This is a genomic window from Butyrivibrio sp. NC3005 (assembly GCF_000424545.1).
Lineage (GTDB): Bacteria > Bacillota > Clostridia > Lachnospirales > Lachnospiraceae > Butyrivibrio.
Genome location: NZ_AUKC01000004.1, coordinates 128,604 through 146,371, shown reverse-complemented (window position 1 = coordinate 146,371; position 17,768 = coordinate 128,604). Strand labels below are relative to the sequence as shown.

Below are 17,768 nucleotides of genomic sequence, written 5' to 3'. Positions count from 1 at the left end.
CTTTTTTAAAGCAAAATCCAGTCAAAAGGAGGAACTATAGATGAGCAATTTATGGTGGAAAAAGCTGTTTTTTCTTGGAAAAAATTCAAGGCGGCTTTTATTTTTTAGTAAAAACAGGTATGATTATCCATATGCAGCATAGAGATGCTTTTGCATCATTTTATGAAAAATAAAAAGGGGAGTAAAAAATGACTGTTAAAGAATTGTTTGAAAAATACTGTAGTAAGGATGAGTGGGGGTACTGTTGCAATGGTCATACTGTTAACATAACACCAGCTTCAGAAAAGGAAATAAAGGCTTTTAGAGATATGTGTGATAGATTCGGCGTAGAAAGAAGCGTTGTTTCAGAATTAGAGGAGTACTATAGACAGAATAACAACTTTTTTGAGTACTTTAAATGTGATGATTTGTGTTTGTTTGACTGGTGGGAGGGTGATGATCAGAAGTCTATATGGCTTGGATGTGTAGATGATGATAGTTTTATCTATGATGCTCTTACTCATAAATATGCTATAGGGGAAGCTGGCAGCAACTCTATTGGGGAGTATGATACCTTAATGGAAATGCTTGAAGCCTATCTTAAGGAAGGCTACGAAAACGGATGGAACAGTTAAAAAGAAAAATACTATTATCTATTGTAGCGCTAGTATTATTGATATGTTTGGCAATGATTCTTTTATATTACGGTGTTATTCATATCAATAATCCGTCAAAGAAAAAGTATCCGATTAAAGGTGTAGACGTTTCTCATTATCAGGGAGAGATAGACTGGGATAAGCTAAGTAAAGAAGATATAAAGTTTGCCTATATAAAAGCAACAGAAGGTTCACAACATAAAGATGAACAATTTGATGAGAACTGGAGTAAGGCACAGAATACAGATTTACGAATTGGAGCATATCATTTTTTTAGCTTTGATTCTTCTGGAACAGACCAAGCACAGAATTTTTGCAATACAGTAACTGTTGCCTCCAAAATGCTTCCACCTGTTGTAGATGTTGAGCCATATGGACGATACATAAATCTAAGTGATACTGACAAAGAAAAAATGATTGAGGAATTGCAAATCTATTTGCAAAGCGTAGAGTCTTTTTACAAGGTTAAACCCGTTATATATACTACTAATGAGTGGTGGGATGTACTAAAAAATAAGTTTAGTGACTATGACTTGTGGATTAGAGATGTATATGGTAAGCCGGATTCGTCACTTAACTGGACTTTTTGGCAGTATTCTAACAGACATGTGCTGTCAGGGTATTCAGGAACTGAACGATATATTGATATGAATGTATTTTGCGGCGATGAAAAAGAATTTTATGCGTATATTTCTGAAAAATGATAAAGAACTTTGTTAAAAGTTATGTTAGTATTTATGGCTTTATTTTCGTTTTACAAGAACGGAAGAAAGGAAATGGAGGGGAATGTTTTCTTTGTTACTTGCTGTTATTTATCTAATATTTATTAGTTTGGGACTTCCGGATTCTCTTCTTGGTTCGGGGTGGCCTAAGATGCAGATGGTATTTAATGTTCCGTCGTCTTACGCAGGATATGTGTCAATGACAATATCCTTTATGACTATCATTTCAGCACTTTTTAGTCCGAGAATCATTAAACGTTTCCATACAAAGTGGATAGTTATATTTTCTATAATGCTTACAGTGTTTGGTTTGTTAGGATTTTCAATTTCAAGTCAGTATGCAATGCTCTTTTTATTTGCAGTTCCCTATGGACTCGGGGCAGGTGCAATCGATGCATCAGTTAACCATTATGTAGCTAATAATTATTCTGGATCCGTTATGAATTTCCTTCATTGTTTTTATGGAGTGGGTGCTGTTATAAGTCCTTCAATTATGGCTCTTGCACTAAAGTATGCCAGATGGAACGAAGGATACAGGTGGACAGCTTATTTGCAGATAGGAATTTTGCTTGTATGTATTATGGCTTTGCCACTTTGGAAGAAGAATGATGAAGAAATAGATGAAGAAACATCTGATAGCGCAGGTATAAGACAGACTATTAAAGTTCCTGGAGTTGTACTTACACTGATTGGATTTTTTGCTTACTGCGCAGGTGAGGCAACATGCTTTCTTTGGACTCCAAGTTATTTTGCAGGGACCAAGACTGGGCTTAGCGATGAGCTTATAGCTTCGTTTGGTTCGCTTATTTTTGGCGGACTTATGTTGGGAAGATTAATATCAGGGTTTATTTCCAATAAGCTGGGAGACAGACTCCTTATAAGAATCGGTATAATCGTGGAAGTTGCAGGTATAGCTATGGTTTGTGTGAAGACTTATGGCTATCTACTTTCAGCTATAGGTTTCGTAGTCATAGGAACTGGAATGGGACCAATATATCCGGCAATTCAGCACATGGCACCAACAAATTTTGGTAAAAGATATAGTGCGGCAGTTATAGGCTTGCAAATGGCGTCTGCATACGTTGGAAGCACCTTTATGCCAATGGTGTTTGGACATCTTCAGCAGAATATAGGTATTGGAATTATGCCGGTTTATCTTTTGATATTTGCAGCACTTAATATCGGAATGCTCGAACTGACATATAAAACGATAAGAGTCTGAGTCTTGATATTTCTAAATATGACGTTGTACAAAATAAGGCACTTTCAGAAATCAAGAAAATATTACAATGAACCATAGTGAAAAATTATGTAGAGTATCAGTTGTTTGTGCGTTACAGATTGAAGTTTGTAGAGCCTTTGTTGTAATGACGTTCAGGGATAGAGTTTGTGGAGGTTAATTCGAATGGCAATAGAGTACAAAAAGCTTACTGCAACTGAACTGGATATATTTATTAAAATGAGGATAAATCAACTGCGAGAAGAAGGTGCAAAAGAAAATATTGATTTAGTACCAGCGCTGATGGATTATTATAGCAGACATATGGCAGATGGAACCTTTGTCTCATGGTTAGCAATAGATGGAGACAAAATCATAGGAACTAGTGGTATGTCTTTTGTTGAGAAACCACCTTACTTTGGATGTCCAACAGGCAGGATTGGATTATTATCAAGCATGTATACTGATCCTGCATACAGACGTAAAAAAATTGCAAAAAATCTTCTTGATAGAGTTATAAATGAGGCAAAAGCGTATGGGTGTGGAACAGTTCAAATAACCGCATCAGACATGGGTGTGAAGTTATATACAGCTTATGGATTTGTTCACAATGGTAATTTCATGCAATTTAAGCTTTGAATTGTGGTGTTTATTGATATTGCTATGTTTGTGCGTAACAAATTGAAGATTGTAGGGGGATAATAATGAACTATAAGATAATTGATAAAGAGACTTACTATAGAAAAGGTGTGTTTCGGCACTTTTCGGAAGATTGTAAATGTTCAACATCAATAACTTCTAGAATAGATGTTACTGAACTTGTAGCATATTCTAAGAAAAATGGCACAAAGTTTTACATCAATTTTCTTTATATTCTTTCTAAGGTTTTGAATTCACGTGATGATTACAGAATGGGATATCTTTGGCAGACAGATGAACTAATCTGCTATGATGTGATAAATCCTACGCAGTATGTTTTTCATGAAGATACAGAAACATGTACGCCTGTATATACAGCGTATTATGAGGATTATGAGAAGTTTTACACTGCTGCTTTACATGATGTTGAAGAAGCAAAGAAGACTCGTGAATATGGGTTGGACATGGCAAACCATCCAAACTTTTTCGATGCATCTTATATATCATGGCTTTCGTATGATTCTCTTAATATTGAATTGCCGGATGGACATTTATTCTTTGCTCCTATTATCAATTGGGGAAAATACAGAGAAGAAAACAGCAGACTCGTTATGCCTGTAACTGTTCGTTTAAACCACGCGATTGCGGATGGTTATTTAGTCGCCAATGTATTTCGCCTTTTGGAGCAGGAAATCAAGGCTTTTGTTAAGTTGTAGTCGACAAATTTAACTTCGGGCAGAATATTCAGCATTAAGAGAGTATGAACAAATTAATAAACAAAACTTAGAGAAGCATAATTACAAGGACTAGTAAAAAAACAATTTACGATAGTGCAGATATTGCGAGGAAATAATATGATTATTTTAGTGATTCGTCATGGTGAATCTGAAGCTGATATACTCAAGGTTCACGAAGGTAGAGCAGATTTTAGTCTTACGGAAAAAGGCCATAATCAAGCCAGGGCAATGGCTAAATATGTTGCGGAGAATTATCATATTAATCGCATCTATTGCAGTACTCTTAAACGAGCATCGCAGACTGCAGAACACTTATCTAGAGAGACTGGAGCGTCTATTGAGTATGATTCTGATTTGATGGAGTTTAATAATGGGTTATTGGCAGGGCTATCTTATGAAGAGGCGGATAGATTATATCCTCCCATAGAAAATCTTCCAATTGACCAGTCCGTATATAATCAAGAATCAAAGGTTGAATTTCGAAATAGAGCAATTAAATTTTTGGATAAGCTCCTTTCAGAGAATGAGTTAGATGATTGTATCGCACTAGTTACACATGGAGGTATGGTGAACCAACTATATGGAGCTATGATGCATATTCCAATCGGAGAGAAGTTTTTCTTTAGTACATCTGATACAGGTATTCACGTTTGGGAATTAACAGAAAATGGCTGTTATGTAAGAAAAGCAAATTTAGATAATCATGTAAACTAAAATATAGTAAAACGGACTATAGATTGTATCTTTCTTCAGGAAAATTTTTGCCATAATACAAGTATTGAGAAAATTTGAGGAATATAAAAAAAGCCAGTCTCCGACAAAGTGACTGGCTTTTTTGGTGAAGTCTGATATTACATTAAATAAAAAAATAAATGGAAAAGTTAGCCAAAACTAACAATAAGTAGTATTATGAAACATAGTGGTTGTGTTATGAAAAACAAGTACATATGTCATAGAAAGAGGAACTAATAAAATGCAATTTGATGAAATTGGGAACATGTCAGGAAAGACGCTTATGCTACTTCCAGGAACGTGTTGTGACTATCAGACTAACTTTGGAACTGTTATTGATGACTTATCTGAGAAGTACCATCTTATTTGTGTAAACTATGATGGCTTTGATGGAAGTGATGTTATATTTCCAGATATGATTACAGTTACCAAAAAGATTGAAAAGTATATAATCGAGAAACATGATGGAAGGCTTCACGGTGCGATAGGTTCATCTCTTGGTTCAAGTTTTGTAGGTCAGCTTGTTATGCGTAAAAAAGTACACCTTGATCATGCCATTTTTGGAAGCCCTGACCTTGATCAAAGCGGAATAGTTGCAGCAAAGCTTCAATCAATGCTGGTAGTACCACTTCTTACAAGTTTTACCAAAAGCGATAAGAAAAGGAATAAGACTAAGAATAAGTTAAAGAATTTTTTAAAAATGAGTGAAGAGACTGCTGAGAAGTTTATGAACTGTTTCTCTAAGTTTAATCCGGAGTCTATTAAAAATGAGTACTATTCAGATCTTCTTACTCATCTTGAAGATGATATAAGTGTAGAGCATACTAAAGCTCATTTTATCTACGCTAATAAAATGGGTGAGAAGTATTTGAAACGATATAAAAAGTATTTTCATAATCCTGATATAAGGGAATTTAATATGCAGCATGAGCAGTGGCTTTTTGGAGAAAAAGAGTATTCAATACCGGTGCTCAAAGTGATAGATGAATTTATGGAAATGGAAGTGTAGTCTTAGAATATTTAACAATACAATTTAATAATCTATACTTTATTGTTACTTATATTTGATAAATGAGTTTTGCTGGCTTGTAATATTTCATGAGCAGAACTGTATATAAACGTTGGTACTTAGGTTCTGTATTTTAGAACCTTATGTACCATTACGTTTATAATCAAGCGAAAGCGTGTCTGCGACGAAATATACAAACAGCAAAACGGATTACATAAAACAATAAGTATAGGTTCTTGTTTTCATCAGGAAAACAAGTAAATGTACCAAATTAAAATTTGTTGTCAGATATGTTTTGTTCTGAAAAGCAATATTCTTGCTGATGATTATCTTAAATCTTAGCAAGAATACTGCTTTTCAAGATTACTCAATCGTATATTTTATGCCAATCATCGGCAGCTAAACCAGTTACAGAATCTTTTCCATAAAATCTAGCTATTACCCGACTGTTCCATGAATTAGAATCTGGTGTAACTGACATATTTATAATAGGACCATTACGGCCATTAGTTGATGGCAAAACTAGTGTTTTTTCGTCACCACTTAAAAGTTTTTGTTGTAATAATAATTCATTTTTAAAATCCTGAGCATTTCCACTTGTAACAAAATCATAACAAATATATGCTGTAGAATATTTTAAGGGATGTCTACATACAAAAACAGTTATGCAAATAAGTAAAAAGGCAGTTGCTTTTGTAAATGAATTTATATAATATTTTTCTTTGCTCAATATTTTAGTTGATTCCATTAGCCAGCCCATTGTATATATTACAATTGAAAAAATCGAAATTACAAAAGAGAAAAAATATGTATTATCCACGCCTTCACTTACACTTACTCCTGCATATATTTCTGGTGCATATACACATGTGTCCCATAAAAAAACAAATAATATAAATAAAAGCGGATTTTTGAAAAGTTTTTCTCGAGGTGTCTCTTCTGGCTTTTTATATAAAAAAATAAATAAAAGTACCGATGCAAATAATATAGCAATGATAAAATGTTCTTCTTTTAAATAGCGCAATGTATGTGTTACGCATTGTACAAAACTTTGCCAAATCGTATAAATAACAGTAGAAAAAGAAAAACCAAATTTTTCTCCGCCTCTAACTTTATTTCCCGGTGCTAATGCACTGATTACTAAACCAATTAATTCTAGAATCAATGGTACTAATAAAGTACAATCTTTCTTTTGGGCATATCTTCTATGGCTAATACGGCGAAAAAGAAGTATCAAACATATTCCTACTGGTGCTGCTAATGCAGCTGGATAACTCATACCTCCAAGAGCCAACATTAGAAATGATAATATAATTAAGTCTTTTTTATGGGCAGACTTTAAATATTTACTGGCACTTACTAATGAAAGAAGCATCAATGAATACGGGACAGTATAGTGTAAAGCACCATTAAACCAAAAAATACCGAATGGCTTAGATGGAAGCAATTGAATCATACTAGATAGAATAAATATAGTAAGAATAATACCTGTGTTTTTTTCTATACATAGATTTTTTATAAAAAAATGATTACAAAAATGCCATAACGAAGATGACATTATAAATAGCATTATCCAAGGAACCACAACATAAGCTCTATCATTAAAAACTTCCGGATGTAATCCAAATAAAAAACATGATAACCATGTTCCTTGCCAAGTATAGTAAATATCTGCTGTATGCTGTGCTGAGGCTTTTATTGCGGCTATGATACTATGTGAATTCTGAAATGCCAAATGTGCATATGCTCCAAATGCATAATCATCACCTGTTGCAAAATCATATTGAGATACGTATAAAATTGGTATCAATGAAAAAGCAAATAGTAAAAAAATTCCAATCACTAAGATGTTTGTTTTTTTGTTATTTTTTTTAACCATATGACGTTGAAACTTTCACCTTTCTATTAAGTTTTTCAAATTATAAATTTTTAGTGGGAGAATTTTCATATCCTGTAAATTATACCTTACAAGCATATCTTCTTCAATATGGATATTATAGATTGGTTTTGTTTTTTGTATTCCTTGAATAGCATAGATTAGGTATAATATAAATCAGTGATATCTATAAAATGTAGTTGAAGAGGGAAACTATTATTTTTTTAAATTCTTTGGATAATAATTAGATAGAGGGGTGCTCATGAAAACAGAAATAGTAGTAATAATAGATAATAAATCGAATGAAACGCTTTCTGGAGAATGGGGGCTATGCCTTTTAATAAAATATGGTGATAAGAATATTTTAGTGGATGCAGGATCTTCAGATTTATTCTTGAAAAACTTGAAAGAATTGGGAGAAAACATAGAGACGATAGATTTTGCAGTTTTAAGCCATGCACACTATGACCATGCAAATGGAATACCTGCATTTCTTGATAACAATTCAAAAGCTAAATTATATGTAAGGGATACAGTGGATGCTGATTGTTATGTTAAAAGCTTATTTTTCAAAAAATACATCGGAATACCTAAAAGAATGCTCGATGAATATAATGACAGAATCGAAAGGGTTTCTGGTAATTATCAGATAAGTGAAGGCATATATTTAATTCCTCATAGTACAAAGAATCTTTCTAAGATAGGCAAAAACGAAAAAATGTATAGGCATACGAAAAAAGGCTGGATGCCTGATGATTTTTCTCATGAGCAAAGTCTGGTTCTGGAAACTGATAAGGGATTGCTTATTATTAATTCTTGTTCTCACGGTGGTGTGGTTAATATCATAAATGAAGTTAAAAAAGCTCTTCCTGACAAAAAAGTATATGGATATATAGGTGGGTTCCATCTGTTCAATAAAAGTGACGCAGTGATTGAAGAAGTTGCTGATAGTATTAAAGCTAGTGCAATTGATTATGTCTGCACCGGACATTGTACCAAAGAAAGAGCCTTTGCCATATTGAAAGAGAAACTTGGAGATAAGATTGAGCAATTGCAAGTGGGATTACGAATTAATATTTGAAGATTGATCGTTCTCTAAAGCTTAATTTGTCAATTATAGTATTTGAATTTGTGCTTACAATAGTATTTGCATTGTTATATAACAAATCTAAAGATTCTAAATATAAATTACGAAGGGCGATGAGGGTTAGATTATGAAATACTGTATATTCAAAGCTTGATTCAAAGCAGAGAAATAATTGGTGAGCTATAATTAATTGTTTTTTGCGTTTTGTAGTGCAATTATATTGGTATTTAATGGGAGGACTATGAAATGGATATGGTATTGCCTGATAATAACACAGAAAATATTCAGTTAGGTTCTAATGGTAATGAAGCAACTCAAACTGAGTTTGATAAATTCGTATATGGATATATTACTAAGATAGTCAAAAAGTTAGAACCGAAGGATTTTGTACAGGATCATCTTGCTATAGAAATCGAAGTCAATGGATATAATGAAGGAACATTTTACCTTGAGGTTAAAACCGATGATAGCACAGGGAATAAATCTATAGATGTCAAAACATATAATTACAATGATCATGATATTCGTATAGAAGGTGATTATGATGATATAATACAGCTTCTTAAGAAACATAGTGTTATGAATGAAGAAATTCAAAAGGGAAAACTTGTAGTTACTACAAAACTAGATGGAAAAGAAGCTCAAAAACTGATAAATCAATTATCATATAATCTTTCTCCTGGAGATATTTACAGCTTTTTTAAAACTAATCTTTTTACTAATCTAAAGTTTATAATTGTCGTAATTGCTGCAGCATTTCTTGTATGCTCGGTACTTTCACTTTTGATAAGCAGAGATAAAAGCGGTCAATTAACTACAAATACAGTGGCTATATTTTTGGCTATTGGGATGACTCCATTATTAATGCTTAATCAATCGTTATTTAAGAAGTTACCGTATTTTCTTATTAATATGGCTTTTTCTATGATTGCTCTTTTAACGTCATTTCTCTTATTTATGGAGTGTTTTACTCGCTATAATGATACTTATAACAATTATAAGACAGTTTCAGTACGCTTTTATTTATTTATGACGGCTATGCTTTTAATAGCATGTTTAGTCTTTTGTTATTATGTATTGGTAATTTTATATGGGGTATGGGGCTTGATAAGCAAAGCATGTTTCAAACTATTTACGTTCAGAAAAACAGAGGATGGTAAGAATATTGAATTATCAGTTAAGAGTCAGATGCTTATTAAGATAATTGCAGTAATTAGCACAATCTTAGCAGTTGTAGCATATATAACTCCAATAATAGCAGCTATACTAGATTTGTTAAAAAAATAAAGAAGTATAGAGAAAGACAAGACATTTATAGTGATTCACAAATAGTAGAAAGGATGAAGTTATGAATATTGGAGCGTGGATGTGCGGAGTACTTGTAGTACCATTTGCAATAATAGGATTATTGTTTGGAGTATTCAAGGAAAGAGCAACGAAGTTTGTTGCAGGTTTTAATATGTTTTCAGAAAAAGAACAGGCTATGTATGACAGAGCTGCTATTTCAAGGGACATAAGAAATCAGTGTTTTGTATGGTCTGCAGTTATGCTGATAGGAACATTTCTTTCTTATTTTTTTACTGCCTATATGGCAATTCCAACTTTTATTATCTGGTGTTTTCTGTTTTTCAAGGACGTGCATATTGATGCATATAAGGCTTTTGAGAAATACTTAAAGAAATAACAGGAAAGGCAGGAATAATACACTATGAAAATAGCATGGTTTTGCATTCCGGCGCACGGACATACTAATCCGACTCTAGGACTTGTTAAAAATCTTACACAAGCGGGGCATAAAGTCTGGTATTTTTCATTTGAAGAGTTCAGAGAAAAGATTGAAAGTGCAGGTGCAACGTTTATAGGTTGTGATGGATACGATTTTGAGATGGAAGATAAGGATAACGCTGACAGAGTTGGTAAAGACAAGGTATTTGCTACCAAGATGCTCGTATCAGCTACTCTGGCACTAGATGAGATGAGTACTCGTATGATTAAGGAGATTAATCCAGATGTAATAGTGTCAGATTCTGTGGCATTCTGGGGAAAACTTGCGGCAATGAAACATAAAATTCCTTATGTTTCATCGACAACAACGTTTGCATTTAATCGATACTCGGCTAAATATATGCAGGAAAGCTTATGGGATATTTTAAAAATGCTAATGGCACTTCCTGGTATAAATAAGCAGTTGAAACGCCTTCGGGATAAAGGATATCCGGTAAATAGCTTATTAGATATTGTGCAAAATGATAATGATACCAATACCATTGTATATACTTCTAAATATTTCCAACCCTGTGCTGAGACATTTTCTGACAGATATCATTTTATCGGCCCATCTATAAGACCTATTATAAATAATTATAAAAAAATAGCAGATAAGACAGTATACATATCAATGGGTACAGTTAACCAGAATAAAGAATTTTATCGAAACTGTATCAGAGTTCTTGCCAAAACAAACTGGCAAATTATTATTTCTATGGGAACAAATAATGACCGCTTTGATAATCTTCCTGATAATATACAAGTCTATGAATCGGTAGATCAAATGGCTGTTTTATCTATAGCCGATGCTTTTGTAACTCACTGCGGTATGAATTCTGCTTCAGAAGGGTTATATTTTGGTGTGCCTTTAGTGCTATTTCCGCAGACGTCTGAACAGGATGCAGTGGCCAAAAGAACAAAAGAGTTAGGTGCAGGAGTAAGGCTTAATTCAATATCTGAAAATGATATTCTGGATTCTTTAACTGAGATTATATGCAATCCACAGTATAAAGAATGTGCAGATAGAATATCTGAAAGTTTCAAAAAATGCGGCGGAGTTGATGAAGCAAAATCTTTTTTGGAGCAAATAGCAAAAAGGGATTAATACCTGCTTAGATACTTTTCTATGGTATTTTTTATATCATCTAAGGAATCGGTCATTCCTTTGTCAACCCATTTGAAGATTATATTCCGTATGGCTCCGATGTTAAATGAGGTGATGTAGTCGGGGTCAAGGTCTCCTGTTTTATTAACGAAAGGATTCTTGCTAACATCTATAGTGCGAGTACATGCAGGGATTGATTCATTTAGTTTTAGCAGCAGTAGGTGTTGTGGTCAAGTGTTTTTGTAACGATCTGGTCTAAGTAATTGCTACAGGAGATGTTGAAAAAGCCTGTAAATAAGCGGAAGAGTGCTTGTTTAGGTGGATGAAATGCAGATTTTGTATAACAATCAAAAAGATTGTAAGGGAGTGGAAGCAGTTAATATTTACAATAGCATAGGATTCATTGGAGTAAGGGGATAAATCAGCCCATCTTCGGTGAACTACCAAGAGCAGGGATTTGTGATAATCATAATAGCCCTGCTCTTTTTATGTTCTTTTATAGACTTCGTAAAACTATTATTTTCATAAACAGAGTCGATAAATACTGAATTTATAAGCTTTTCTGGCTCTTCTGACCATTTTCTATACGCAGAATAAATCTGAGAGCATATTTACTCCGTCTTCTTTACTCTTCTTGTTGCTATGGACGTAGGTATTTAGCGTGGTAGCTACATTTGCATGTCCGAGGATCTCTGATAAGGTCTTAGGGTCCATTCCCCTCTCTATGCACCGGGATGCAAATGTATGTCTGGTGCTGTGAACACCGACTGGCTTCAGACCGCATTTCTTAAGAATGCTCTTAAAACGGTTCTCCATAGTCTTTGGCTCTATAAATTTCTCTTTATCTCCAGTCAGCAGAAATGTTCCGGGTTTATGGAACCTGCAGAGCACTTCTAATAAATCCTTATTTATAGGTATATCCCGAATTGAGCATTCACTTTTCGGCTTATCAATTGTAACCTTTGTTTTTTTATCTCCTCCGCTTTCATCCGGAAGGCGTTGCATGGTGGCACGGATATGAATCACTCCATCATCCAAGTCTATATTGTTGCAGTTAAGAGCACAGAGTTCACCTATACGGATGCCTGTAAACAGGCAGGTGAGAAATCCTGCTGCTGTCTCATCAGTGTTTGCTTTTAATTCAGCAACAAGTTTCTTCTCCTCTGCTTCGGAAAATACTGCTATTTCTGCCTTTTGGGTTCTAACTACAATACAGTCCGGGTTATATCGTACCTGATAATCCATTTTAAGAGCATGAAGCCGAATCTGCTTCAAAACTGTTAGTACAGACCTTGCTGTGCCTGCACCAACGGGTTTTCTGCTTGGCATTCCTTCTGTCTGAATCATAGATATAAAGGATTCAACTTCCGCTGTGCTGATATCAGAAAATTCATGCTTTCCGAAATACGGGAGAATATAGATGTCCAGCTTTTCCTGATAGCGGCATTTTGTAGAATTTTTCCATTTGTGGATGCTGTCCCTGATCCATGCTTTAGCGACAGATGCAACCGTTCCCGCTTTTGGCTGACCTTCACAGTTCATATCTGCCATCTTGAGCATTTCTTCTTGACGTTTTTTCTTGACTTCCAAGTAACTCCATGCATATACAGACCGGTATTTTGCCCGTCCGTTTGCATAACGGCCAACAATATATCTGGCCTCCCAACGTCCATCCTTTCTTTTGTAGATGTTTTCACCTTTTCTTGCCATATTCTGGTCTCCTTTATTGCTTGCAAATCATACGATTCTACTGACGGAGAATTGACTGATTTTCATATCACCTTGATATTCTCCGACCGCATGAAAAGCCTGATTTACAAATATTTTTAATTTGCACTAAAGAAATCGGGTAATTGTGCCGATGAAGAAATATGAAGTCAATCAACTTTCGCAAATCATTGGTAATTTGTTTGGATAATCAAGGACGTTAGATGGGATTTTTCGGCATATTTACTTGATTTTATGATTATTTGCTTGCGGAGTTGGCAAAAACGTCATATAATGATTTAAGAAACATTTGTGTACGTATTGACGATAGTAAAGAAATAATAGATTTGCGAAAGGCATAGGACAGCTAACGGTATCAGAGGGGATTTATCAAAAAAGACGGTATTTTCTACGAATAATGACAGTCAGATGGCATTAGCTGGAACAGTGATGATATGTGGTATGTGATACAGGCACTTAAAGGGAAAGAAAGCAAAGTTGCAGAGACTGTTGTTCGGGAAGTGGCAGATAAAGGTGAGAATGTTTTTGTATTCGAGTATGAGAAAGAGTACAGGATAAAAGGGGAATGGATAAAGGAGCGAAAGCCCTTTTTTCCGGGATATATCTTCGCAGATGTTGAGAAAAATATAGCTGAAGATTTTGATAGAAGACTGCGGAAGAACAAGCAAAAGCTTATGGAAGTAGATGGTATGATAACTCCCATTCGACCAGAAGAACAGGAATATCTGATGAAACTTGGCGGAGAAGAGCACGTTATTCATCATTCAGAAGGTTTCCGTGTGGACGATTATGTGGTTATCACATCCGGACCATTTATAGGATACAACGGAGAAATCCGAAAAATTGACCGGCATCATCGAAGCGCCGTGATATGTATGACGCTATTAGGTCGTGACATGGAAGTGGAGATAAATCTTGAGATTCTTGAAAGGAAAACGTTTCAAGAACTGGTAGCAGATGACGAAAACGATAGGCTGAATATGGCCAAGATTGTAAGGGATTAAGAAACTTCAGACCGAAATGTCGCTGTGAGCGCATGGAGGGAAGAAGCGGACATAGTGGATCAAGAGGGTGACTGAATGAAGTCATCATGGCGAAGCTATGTTTTAAATCATAGACAATCAGCAAATGATTTATATTGACTGCGATAGTTTGTGTGTTTTTTATGAATTCGAAATTAATGATTTTAGAAGGGAAGGGTCATGTATATACTTGGTATTTCGTGTTTATATCATGATTCAGCAGCGTGTCTTATTCAATATGGTAAGATTATCACAGCTGCGCAGGAAGAGAAATTCACAAGAATAAAGCATGATTCTCATATTCCAGAGAATGCTATGAAATATTGTCTGAAAGAGGCTGGAATTACTGCAGAGGAATTAGAGGCAGTTGCTTACTATGACAATCCGTTGTTGATGACAGACATATTTATGAGTAATTTGGCTTTTCTTGGAGAAGAGTGTGACAGTTTGTTAAATAACTCTTTCGACATGATATTTGCATGGAAACTGTGGATTCATGAAAAACTAAAAAATTCTCTTGGTTCATTGGGAAAATATGGAAAGCTTTTAGTGACAAAACGTCATATTTCCCATGCTGCATCAGCTTTCTATCCATCACCACATATGAAAAAGCTGTATCCTCACGCTAGATGGAGTTGGTGAATGGACCACAACAGCTATTGGTATTGGGCATGGCAACGAAGTAACAATAGTTGAAGAGATTAAGTATCCTCATTCTATCGGAATGTTCTATAGAGTTTTTACCTATTTCTGCGGATTTAGAGTTAATTTTGGCGAATATAAATTCATGGGTCTCGCACTGTATGGGAAACCATTATATTATGACAAGATTAAAGAAAATGTAATTAGCATCAAAGCAGATGGATTTTTTTGCTTAAACTTGTATTATTTCGATTTTTATCGTGGGACTACGATGATAAATGATAAAAAGTTTGAGGAGTTGTTTGATGGTCCAAGGAGACAGGCGGAAAGTAGAATAACCAGGCGTGAAATGGATATCGCTGCTTCTGTTCAGAAGATTACAGAAGAGTTGATTATAGGAATTGCCAAACATGCAAAAGAAAAATATGGTCAGAACATTGACAATTTGGTTTTGGCGGGTGGTGTAGCACTTAACTGTGTTGCTAACGGGAAACTATCAAAAGAAAAGATTTTTGATAATGTGTGGATTCAGCCAGCTTCAGATGATGCTGGAGGTGCATTAGGTTGCGCATTTTATACATATTATGAGTTCTTCAAGAACAAGCGTGTAGTAGAGTTTCCTGACAGCATGGGTGGAAGCCTGTTGGGACCATCTTTTACTGGGGTTGAGATAGAAAAAATTCTTAAGAAATACGATGCAAAGTATGTGAGATTTTAAGATAAGAATGCTTGGGCAGGGAAGATAGCTGAACAACTAAATGGTGAGAAGATAATAGGTCTCATGATGGGAAGACTGGAATTTGGTCCTAGAGCTTTAGGGGACAGAAGCATTATCGCTGATAGCCGTTTAGAAGAGATGCAGTCAAAGCTTAATCTTAAGATTAAGTATCGTGAATCATTTAGACCTTTTGCTCCAATTGTATTAGATGAGCGTAGAGATGACTATTATGATTTGCCATGTGATAGTCCTTAAATGCTTAAAGTGGGAAATGTGCTTAAAGATAGGCGGTTGCCTTTTGATATTGAGGATGAGTTGGAACGTTTTGATAATGACATGCTTAAGTCGGTGTCAGTTCCGAGATCGGATGTTCCTGCAATAACTCATGTAGATTACAGCGCCAGAGTTCAAATTGTGGATAAAAAAAGAAATCCAAATTTATATCTTATCATGGAGAAGTTCAATGAAATGACAGGATGTGGTGTTTTGGTAAACACGTCCTTTAATGTTGAAGGTGAGCCGATAGTGTATACACCAGAAGATGCCTACAAATGCTTCATGAGGACGGATAAGGATGAATTCTTAATACCGAAGTTTATTTACGTTTTTTAATAAACTCACGAATTGCATAGTGGCACTATAGAAGTCGCATTAATAGGGCGTATTTTTCATATATACAAACATATTTTGGAAATTATCATCCCGTATTTCTGATTGTGTATGGGGTTACAAAATCTTATACATTTGTTTAGAGCTCTAAGTGAGTTGAAAAAAGTAAGGGAGCTAGACATAAACAATATTGAGATACATTTTGTAGAAACAAAATCCGCATCTGAAGTGTTTGATAGGCAGATGAGAAGGTATTAATTGAAAGAATATTAATCACTCATGGAAAGCTTACTGGAAGGGAGAGAGAACTATAAGAGGACATTGGTGGAAGAAGGCACATCAATATGTGCTGATGCAACAATTGTATGTGGGGGGACAATATGGAAATACGCAATGATAGCAACTGGGATAGTTATTACGAAGGATGTCCCAGATAATACGATTGGTAGTGGAATGTCAGCGAAATATAAAAGGATTATGACTGAACAGGTCGAGAAAATTTGAAAGAGAGTGCTATATGAGTGCAAGATTTTTTAATACCTTTGGAGATTTGCTAATAAGATGTTGTGTAACTGATGGTAAGTATATATGGTTCACTTCAGATTATGTAAATGCTGTATTTAAGATGGAATTAGAAAATATGGTGATTATATCGGTAAAATTTTTGCCTTTCGGTTCTGCTTTTCAAATGAACACAGTGGGTATGATTGCTTTGGACGGAAATAAAATCACTATGTATTTAAAAAATACTGTGAGGGGACACAGAATAGTTTATTTTGATATAGATAGCGAAACGTTTAGTATTCCTTGCATAGAGTTCCCTGATACTGCATGGGGTGATTCATATGATCAAGATGAAGATTACTTATACATACCAACAGAAAATAGCTGTAAGATAGGTAAAATAAATAAACGTAATTACAGTGTAGAGTACATAGATTTAGAAAGTGAGTGTGGACATTTTTCTACAATAAAAAAAATAGGCAACGATTATGCGTTGGTTGGAGTGAAAAATAATGAATTCATAATATATGAAAGTGATGGTAAGACGAGAAAAGTTAGTATGAATATAGATGGATATAAAGTATCTATACCAGGAAATTTTCAAGCATGTGCAATTGTGTGTGTTTCTGATGAGGTTTTTATAATTCCACAATGGGCAAATTCAATTTTAAGAGTTAATATTCGTACGATGGATATAAAAATACATGGTCAATTGTATAATGACTATGATTTTTTAAGAATGCCCCTATTTACATCAGTACTTGTAAGAGATAATGGGAATATTATGGCTTATATGAATGGATATGGATGTTGGGTTGAGTTTGATTCATCCATGAATATCTTAAAAAAGAAGATGATGACAAATTTTAAGGAAAAATTAGAAGGAGCGATAGGAGATAACATTAGGAAAATCGTACCTCAAAATGACTACATAGTAGAAAGTAATATTGTAAGTTTAAAATTATTTATAAATGCTATTGAAGCATGATTTGATTTGGGAAGATAACAGTAGGCTTA

General features: G+C 34.5%; 18 protein-coding genes and 1 pseudogene. 17 read left to right on the top strand and 2 right to left on the bottom strand.

Features of this window, described 5'->3' with window-relative positions; all coding sequences use genetic code 11:
• The first annotated feature begins 188 nt into the window (after positions 1 to 188).
• From G634_RS0101620 to G634_RS17570, 7 genes are all read left to right on the top strand, one after another.
• Complete coding sequence (locus G634_RS0101620) at positions 189 to 614, top strand: hypothetical protein (protein ID WP_026503827.1); 426 nt, start codon at positions 189 to 191, stop codon at positions 612 to 614.
• On the top strand, positions 602 to 1,339 hold the full coding sequence (locus G634_RS0101615) for a GH25 family lysozyme (protein ID WP_026503826.1): 738 nt from the start codon (positions 602 to 604) through the stop codon (positions 1,337 to 1,339). Before G634_RS0101620 ends, G634_RS0101615 begins: the two co-directional genes overlap by 13 nt.
• Before the next feature lie 82 nt (positions 1,340 to 1,421).
• Positions 1,422 to 2,579, top strand: a complete 1,158-nt coding sequence (locus tag G634_RS0101610; RefSeq protein ID WP_026503825.1) for an MFS transporter — start codon at positions 1,422 to 1,424, stop codon at positions 2,577 to 2,579.
• A 183-nt stretch (positions 2,580 to 2,762) separates the two neighbouring features.
• Positions 2,763 to 3,215 (top strand): GNAT family N-acetyltransferase, encoded by a 453-nt coding sequence (locus G634_RS0101605; RefSeq protein WP_026503824.1) that lies wholly within the window; start codon positions 2,763 to 2,765, stop codon positions 3,213 to 3,215.
• A 65-nt stretch (positions 3,216 to 3,280) separates the two neighbouring features.
• The gene (locus tag G634_RS0101600) at positions 3,281 to 3,931 is read left to right on the top strand and encodes a CatA-like O-acetyltransferase, family 3 (RefSeq protein WP_026503823.1); all 651 of its coding nucleotides are present in this window, start codon (positions 3,281 to 3,283) and stop codon (positions 3,929 to 3,931) included.
• 138 nt (positions 3,932 to 4,069) lie between these two features.
• The gene (locus G634_RS0101595; protein ID WP_026503822.1) at positions 4,070 to 4,666 is read left to right on the top strand and encodes a histidine phosphatase family protein; all 597 of its coding nucleotides are present in this window, start codon (positions 4,070 to 4,072) and stop codon (positions 4,664 to 4,666) included.
• 259 nt (positions 4,667 to 4,925) lie between these two features.
• Positions 4,926 to 5,693 carry a hypothetical protein gene (locus G634_RS17570; RefSeq protein ID WP_035798496.1) on the top strand — a complete coding sequence of 256 codons (768 nt, stop codon included), beginning with the start codon at positions 4,926 to 4,928 and terminating at the stop codon, positions 5,691 to 5,693.
• A gap of 367 nt (positions 5,694 to 6,060) precedes the next feature.
• On the opposite strand, the gene G634_RS0101585 is transcribed toward G634_RS17570, so the two are convergent.
• Positions 6,061 to 7,572 (bottom strand): DUF6056 family protein, encoded by a 1,512-nt coding sequence (locus G634_RS0101585; RefSeq protein ID WP_026503820.1) that lies wholly within the window; start codon positions 7,570 to 7,572, stop codon positions 6,061 to 6,063.
• 259 nt (positions 7,573 to 7,831) lie between these two features.
• Between G634_RS0101585 and G634_RS0101580 the strand changes: the two genes are divergently transcribed.
• The 4 genes from G634_RS0101580 (at position 7,832) to G634_RS0101565 (ending at position 11,528) form a co-directional block, all read left to right on the top strand.
• Complete coding sequence (locus G634_RS0101580; protein WP_035798493.1) at positions 7,832 to 8,650, top strand: MBL fold metallo-hydrolase; 819 nt, start codon at positions 7,832 to 7,834, stop codon at positions 8,648 to 8,650.
• A gap of 252 nt (positions 8,651 to 8,902) precedes the next feature.
• Entirely contained in the window at positions 8,903 to 9,943 is a 1,041-nt protein-coding gene (locus tag G634_RS0101575) for a hypothetical protein (protein ID WP_026503818.1), read from the top strand.
• Positions 9,944 to 10,004: 61 nt separating this feature from the next.
• On the top strand, positions 10,005 to 10,340 hold the full coding sequence (locus tag G634_RS0101570; protein ID WP_026503817.1) for a DUF3784 domain-containing protein: 336 nt from the start codon (positions 10,005 to 10,007) through the stop codon (positions 10,338 to 10,340).
• Between the two features lie 24 nt (positions 10,341 to 10,364).
• The gene (locus G634_RS0101565) at positions 10,365 to 11,528 is read left to right on the top strand and encodes a macrolide family glycosyltransferase (protein ID WP_026503816.1); all 1,164 of its coding nucleotides are present in this window, start codon (positions 10,365 to 10,367) and stop codon (positions 11,526 to 11,528) included.
• A gap of 582 nt (positions 11,529 to 12,110) precedes the next feature.
• Here the strand turns inward: G634_RS0101565 and G634_RS0101560 are convergent.
• Positions 12,111 to 13,238, bottom strand: a complete 1,128-nt coding sequence (locus G634_RS0101560) for a tyrosine-type recombinase/integrase (protein ID WP_026503815.1) — start codon at positions 13,236 to 13,238, stop codon at positions 12,111 to 12,113.
• A gap of 452 nt (positions 13,239 to 13,690) precedes the next feature.
• On the opposite strand from G634_RS0101560, the gene G634_RS0101555 reads away from it, so the two are divergent.
• The 6 genes and pseudogenes from G634_RS0101555 (at position 13,691) to G634_RS0101525 (ending at position 17,739) form a co-directional block, all read left to right on the top strand.
• Complete coding sequence (locus tag G634_RS0101555) at positions 13,691 to 14,260, top strand: transcription termination/antitermination NusG family protein (protein WP_026503814.1); 570 nt, start codon at positions 13,691 to 13,693, stop codon at positions 14,258 to 14,260.
• 198 nt (positions 14,261 to 14,458) lie between these two features.
• Entirely contained in the window at positions 14,459 to 14,920 is a 462-nt protein-coding gene (locus tag G634_RS21745) for a carbamoyltransferase N-terminal domain-containing protein (RefSeq protein WP_026503813.1), read from the top strand.
• Positions 14,895 to 15,638 carry a carbamoyltransferase N-terminal domain-containing protein gene (locus tag G634_RS21740; RefSeq protein ID WP_081676410.1) on the top strand — a complete coding sequence of 248 codons (744 nt, stop codon included), beginning with the start codon at positions 14,895 to 14,897 and terminating at the stop codon, positions 15,636 to 15,638. Before G634_RS21745 ends, G634_RS21740 begins: the two co-directional genes overlap by 26 nt.
• Before the next feature lie 24 nt (positions 15,639 to 15,662).
• Positions 15,663 to 16,250: pseudogene (locus tag G634_RS20010) on the top strand (carbamoyltransferase C-terminal domain-containing protein).
• Positions 16,251 to 16,571: 321 nt separating this feature from the next.
• Entirely contained in the window at positions 16,572 to 16,751 is a 180-nt protein-coding gene (locus G634_RS0101530) for a hypothetical protein (protein WP_196805270.1), read from the top strand.
• Between the two features lie 13 nt (positions 16,752 to 16,764).
• Entirely contained in the window at positions 16,765 to 17,739 is a 975-nt protein-coding gene (locus G634_RS0101525) for a hypothetical protein (protein ID WP_026503808.1), read from the top strand.
• Positions 17,740 to 17,768: the final 29 nt, after the last annotated feature.

Excerpts from the sequence above, each read along its gene's own strand:
- G634_RS0101620 (WP_026503827.1), top strand. The coding sequence starts at position 189 with ATGACTGTTAAAGAATTGTTTGAAAAATACTGTAGTAAGGATGAGTGG.
- G634_RS0101615 (WP_026503826.1), top strand. The coding sequence starts at position 602 with ATGGAACAGTTAAAAAGAAAAATACTATTATCTATTGTAGCGCTAGTA.
- G634_RS0101610 (WP_026503825.1), top strand. The coding sequence starts at position 1,422 with ATGTTTTCTTTGTTACTTGCTGTTATTTATCTAATATTTATTAGTTTG.
- G634_RS0101605 (WP_026503824.1), top strand. The coding sequence starts at position 2,763 with ATGGCAATAGAGTACAAAAAGCTTACTGCAACTGAACTGGATATATTT.
- G634_RS0101600 (WP_026503823.1), top strand. The coding sequence starts at position 3,281 with ATGAACTATAAGATAATTGATAAAGAGACTTACTATAGAAAAGGTGTG.
- G634_RS0101595 (WP_026503822.1), top strand. The coding sequence starts at position 4,070 with ATGATTATTTTAGTGATTCGTCATGGTGAATCTGAAGCTGATATACTC.
- G634_RS17570 (WP_035798496.1), top strand. The coding sequence starts at position 4,926 with ATGCAATTTGATGAAATTGGGAACATGTCAGGAAAGACGCTTATGCTA.
- G634_RS0101585 (WP_026503820.1), bottom strand. The coding sequence starts at position 7,572 with ATGGTTAAAAAAAATAACAAAAAAACAAACATCTTAGTGATTGGAATT.
- G634_RS0101580 (WP_035798493.1), top strand. The coding sequence starts at position 7,832 with ATGAAAACAGAAATAGTAGTAATAATAGATAATAAATCGAATGAAACG.
- G634_RS0101575 (WP_026503818.1), top strand. The coding sequence starts at position 8,903 with ATGGATATGGTATTGCCTGATAATAACACAGAAAATATTCAGTTAGGT.
- G634_RS0101570 (WP_026503817.1), top strand. The coding sequence starts at position 10,005 with ATGAATATTGGAGCGTGGATGTGCGGAGTACTTGTAGTACCATTTGCA.
- G634_RS0101565 (WP_026503816.1), top strand. The coding sequence starts at position 10,365 with ATGAAAATAGCATGGTTTTGCATTCCGGCGCACGGACATACTAATCCG.
- G634_RS0101560 (WP_026503815.1), bottom strand. The coding sequence starts at position 13,238 with ATGGCAAGAAAAGGTGAAAACATCTACAAAAGAAAGGATGGACGTTGG.
- G634_RS0101555 (WP_026503814.1), top strand. The coding sequence starts at position 13,691 with ATGTGGTATGTGATACAGGCACTTAAAGGGAAAGAAAGCAAAGTTGCA.
- G634_RS21745 (WP_026503813.1), top strand. The coding sequence starts at position 14,459 with ATGTATATACTTGGTATTTCGTGTTTATATCATGATTCAGCAGCGTGT.
- G634_RS0101525 (WP_026503808.1), top strand. The coding sequence starts at position 16,765 with ATGAGTGCAAGATTTTTTAATACCTTTGGAGATTTGCTAATAAGATGT.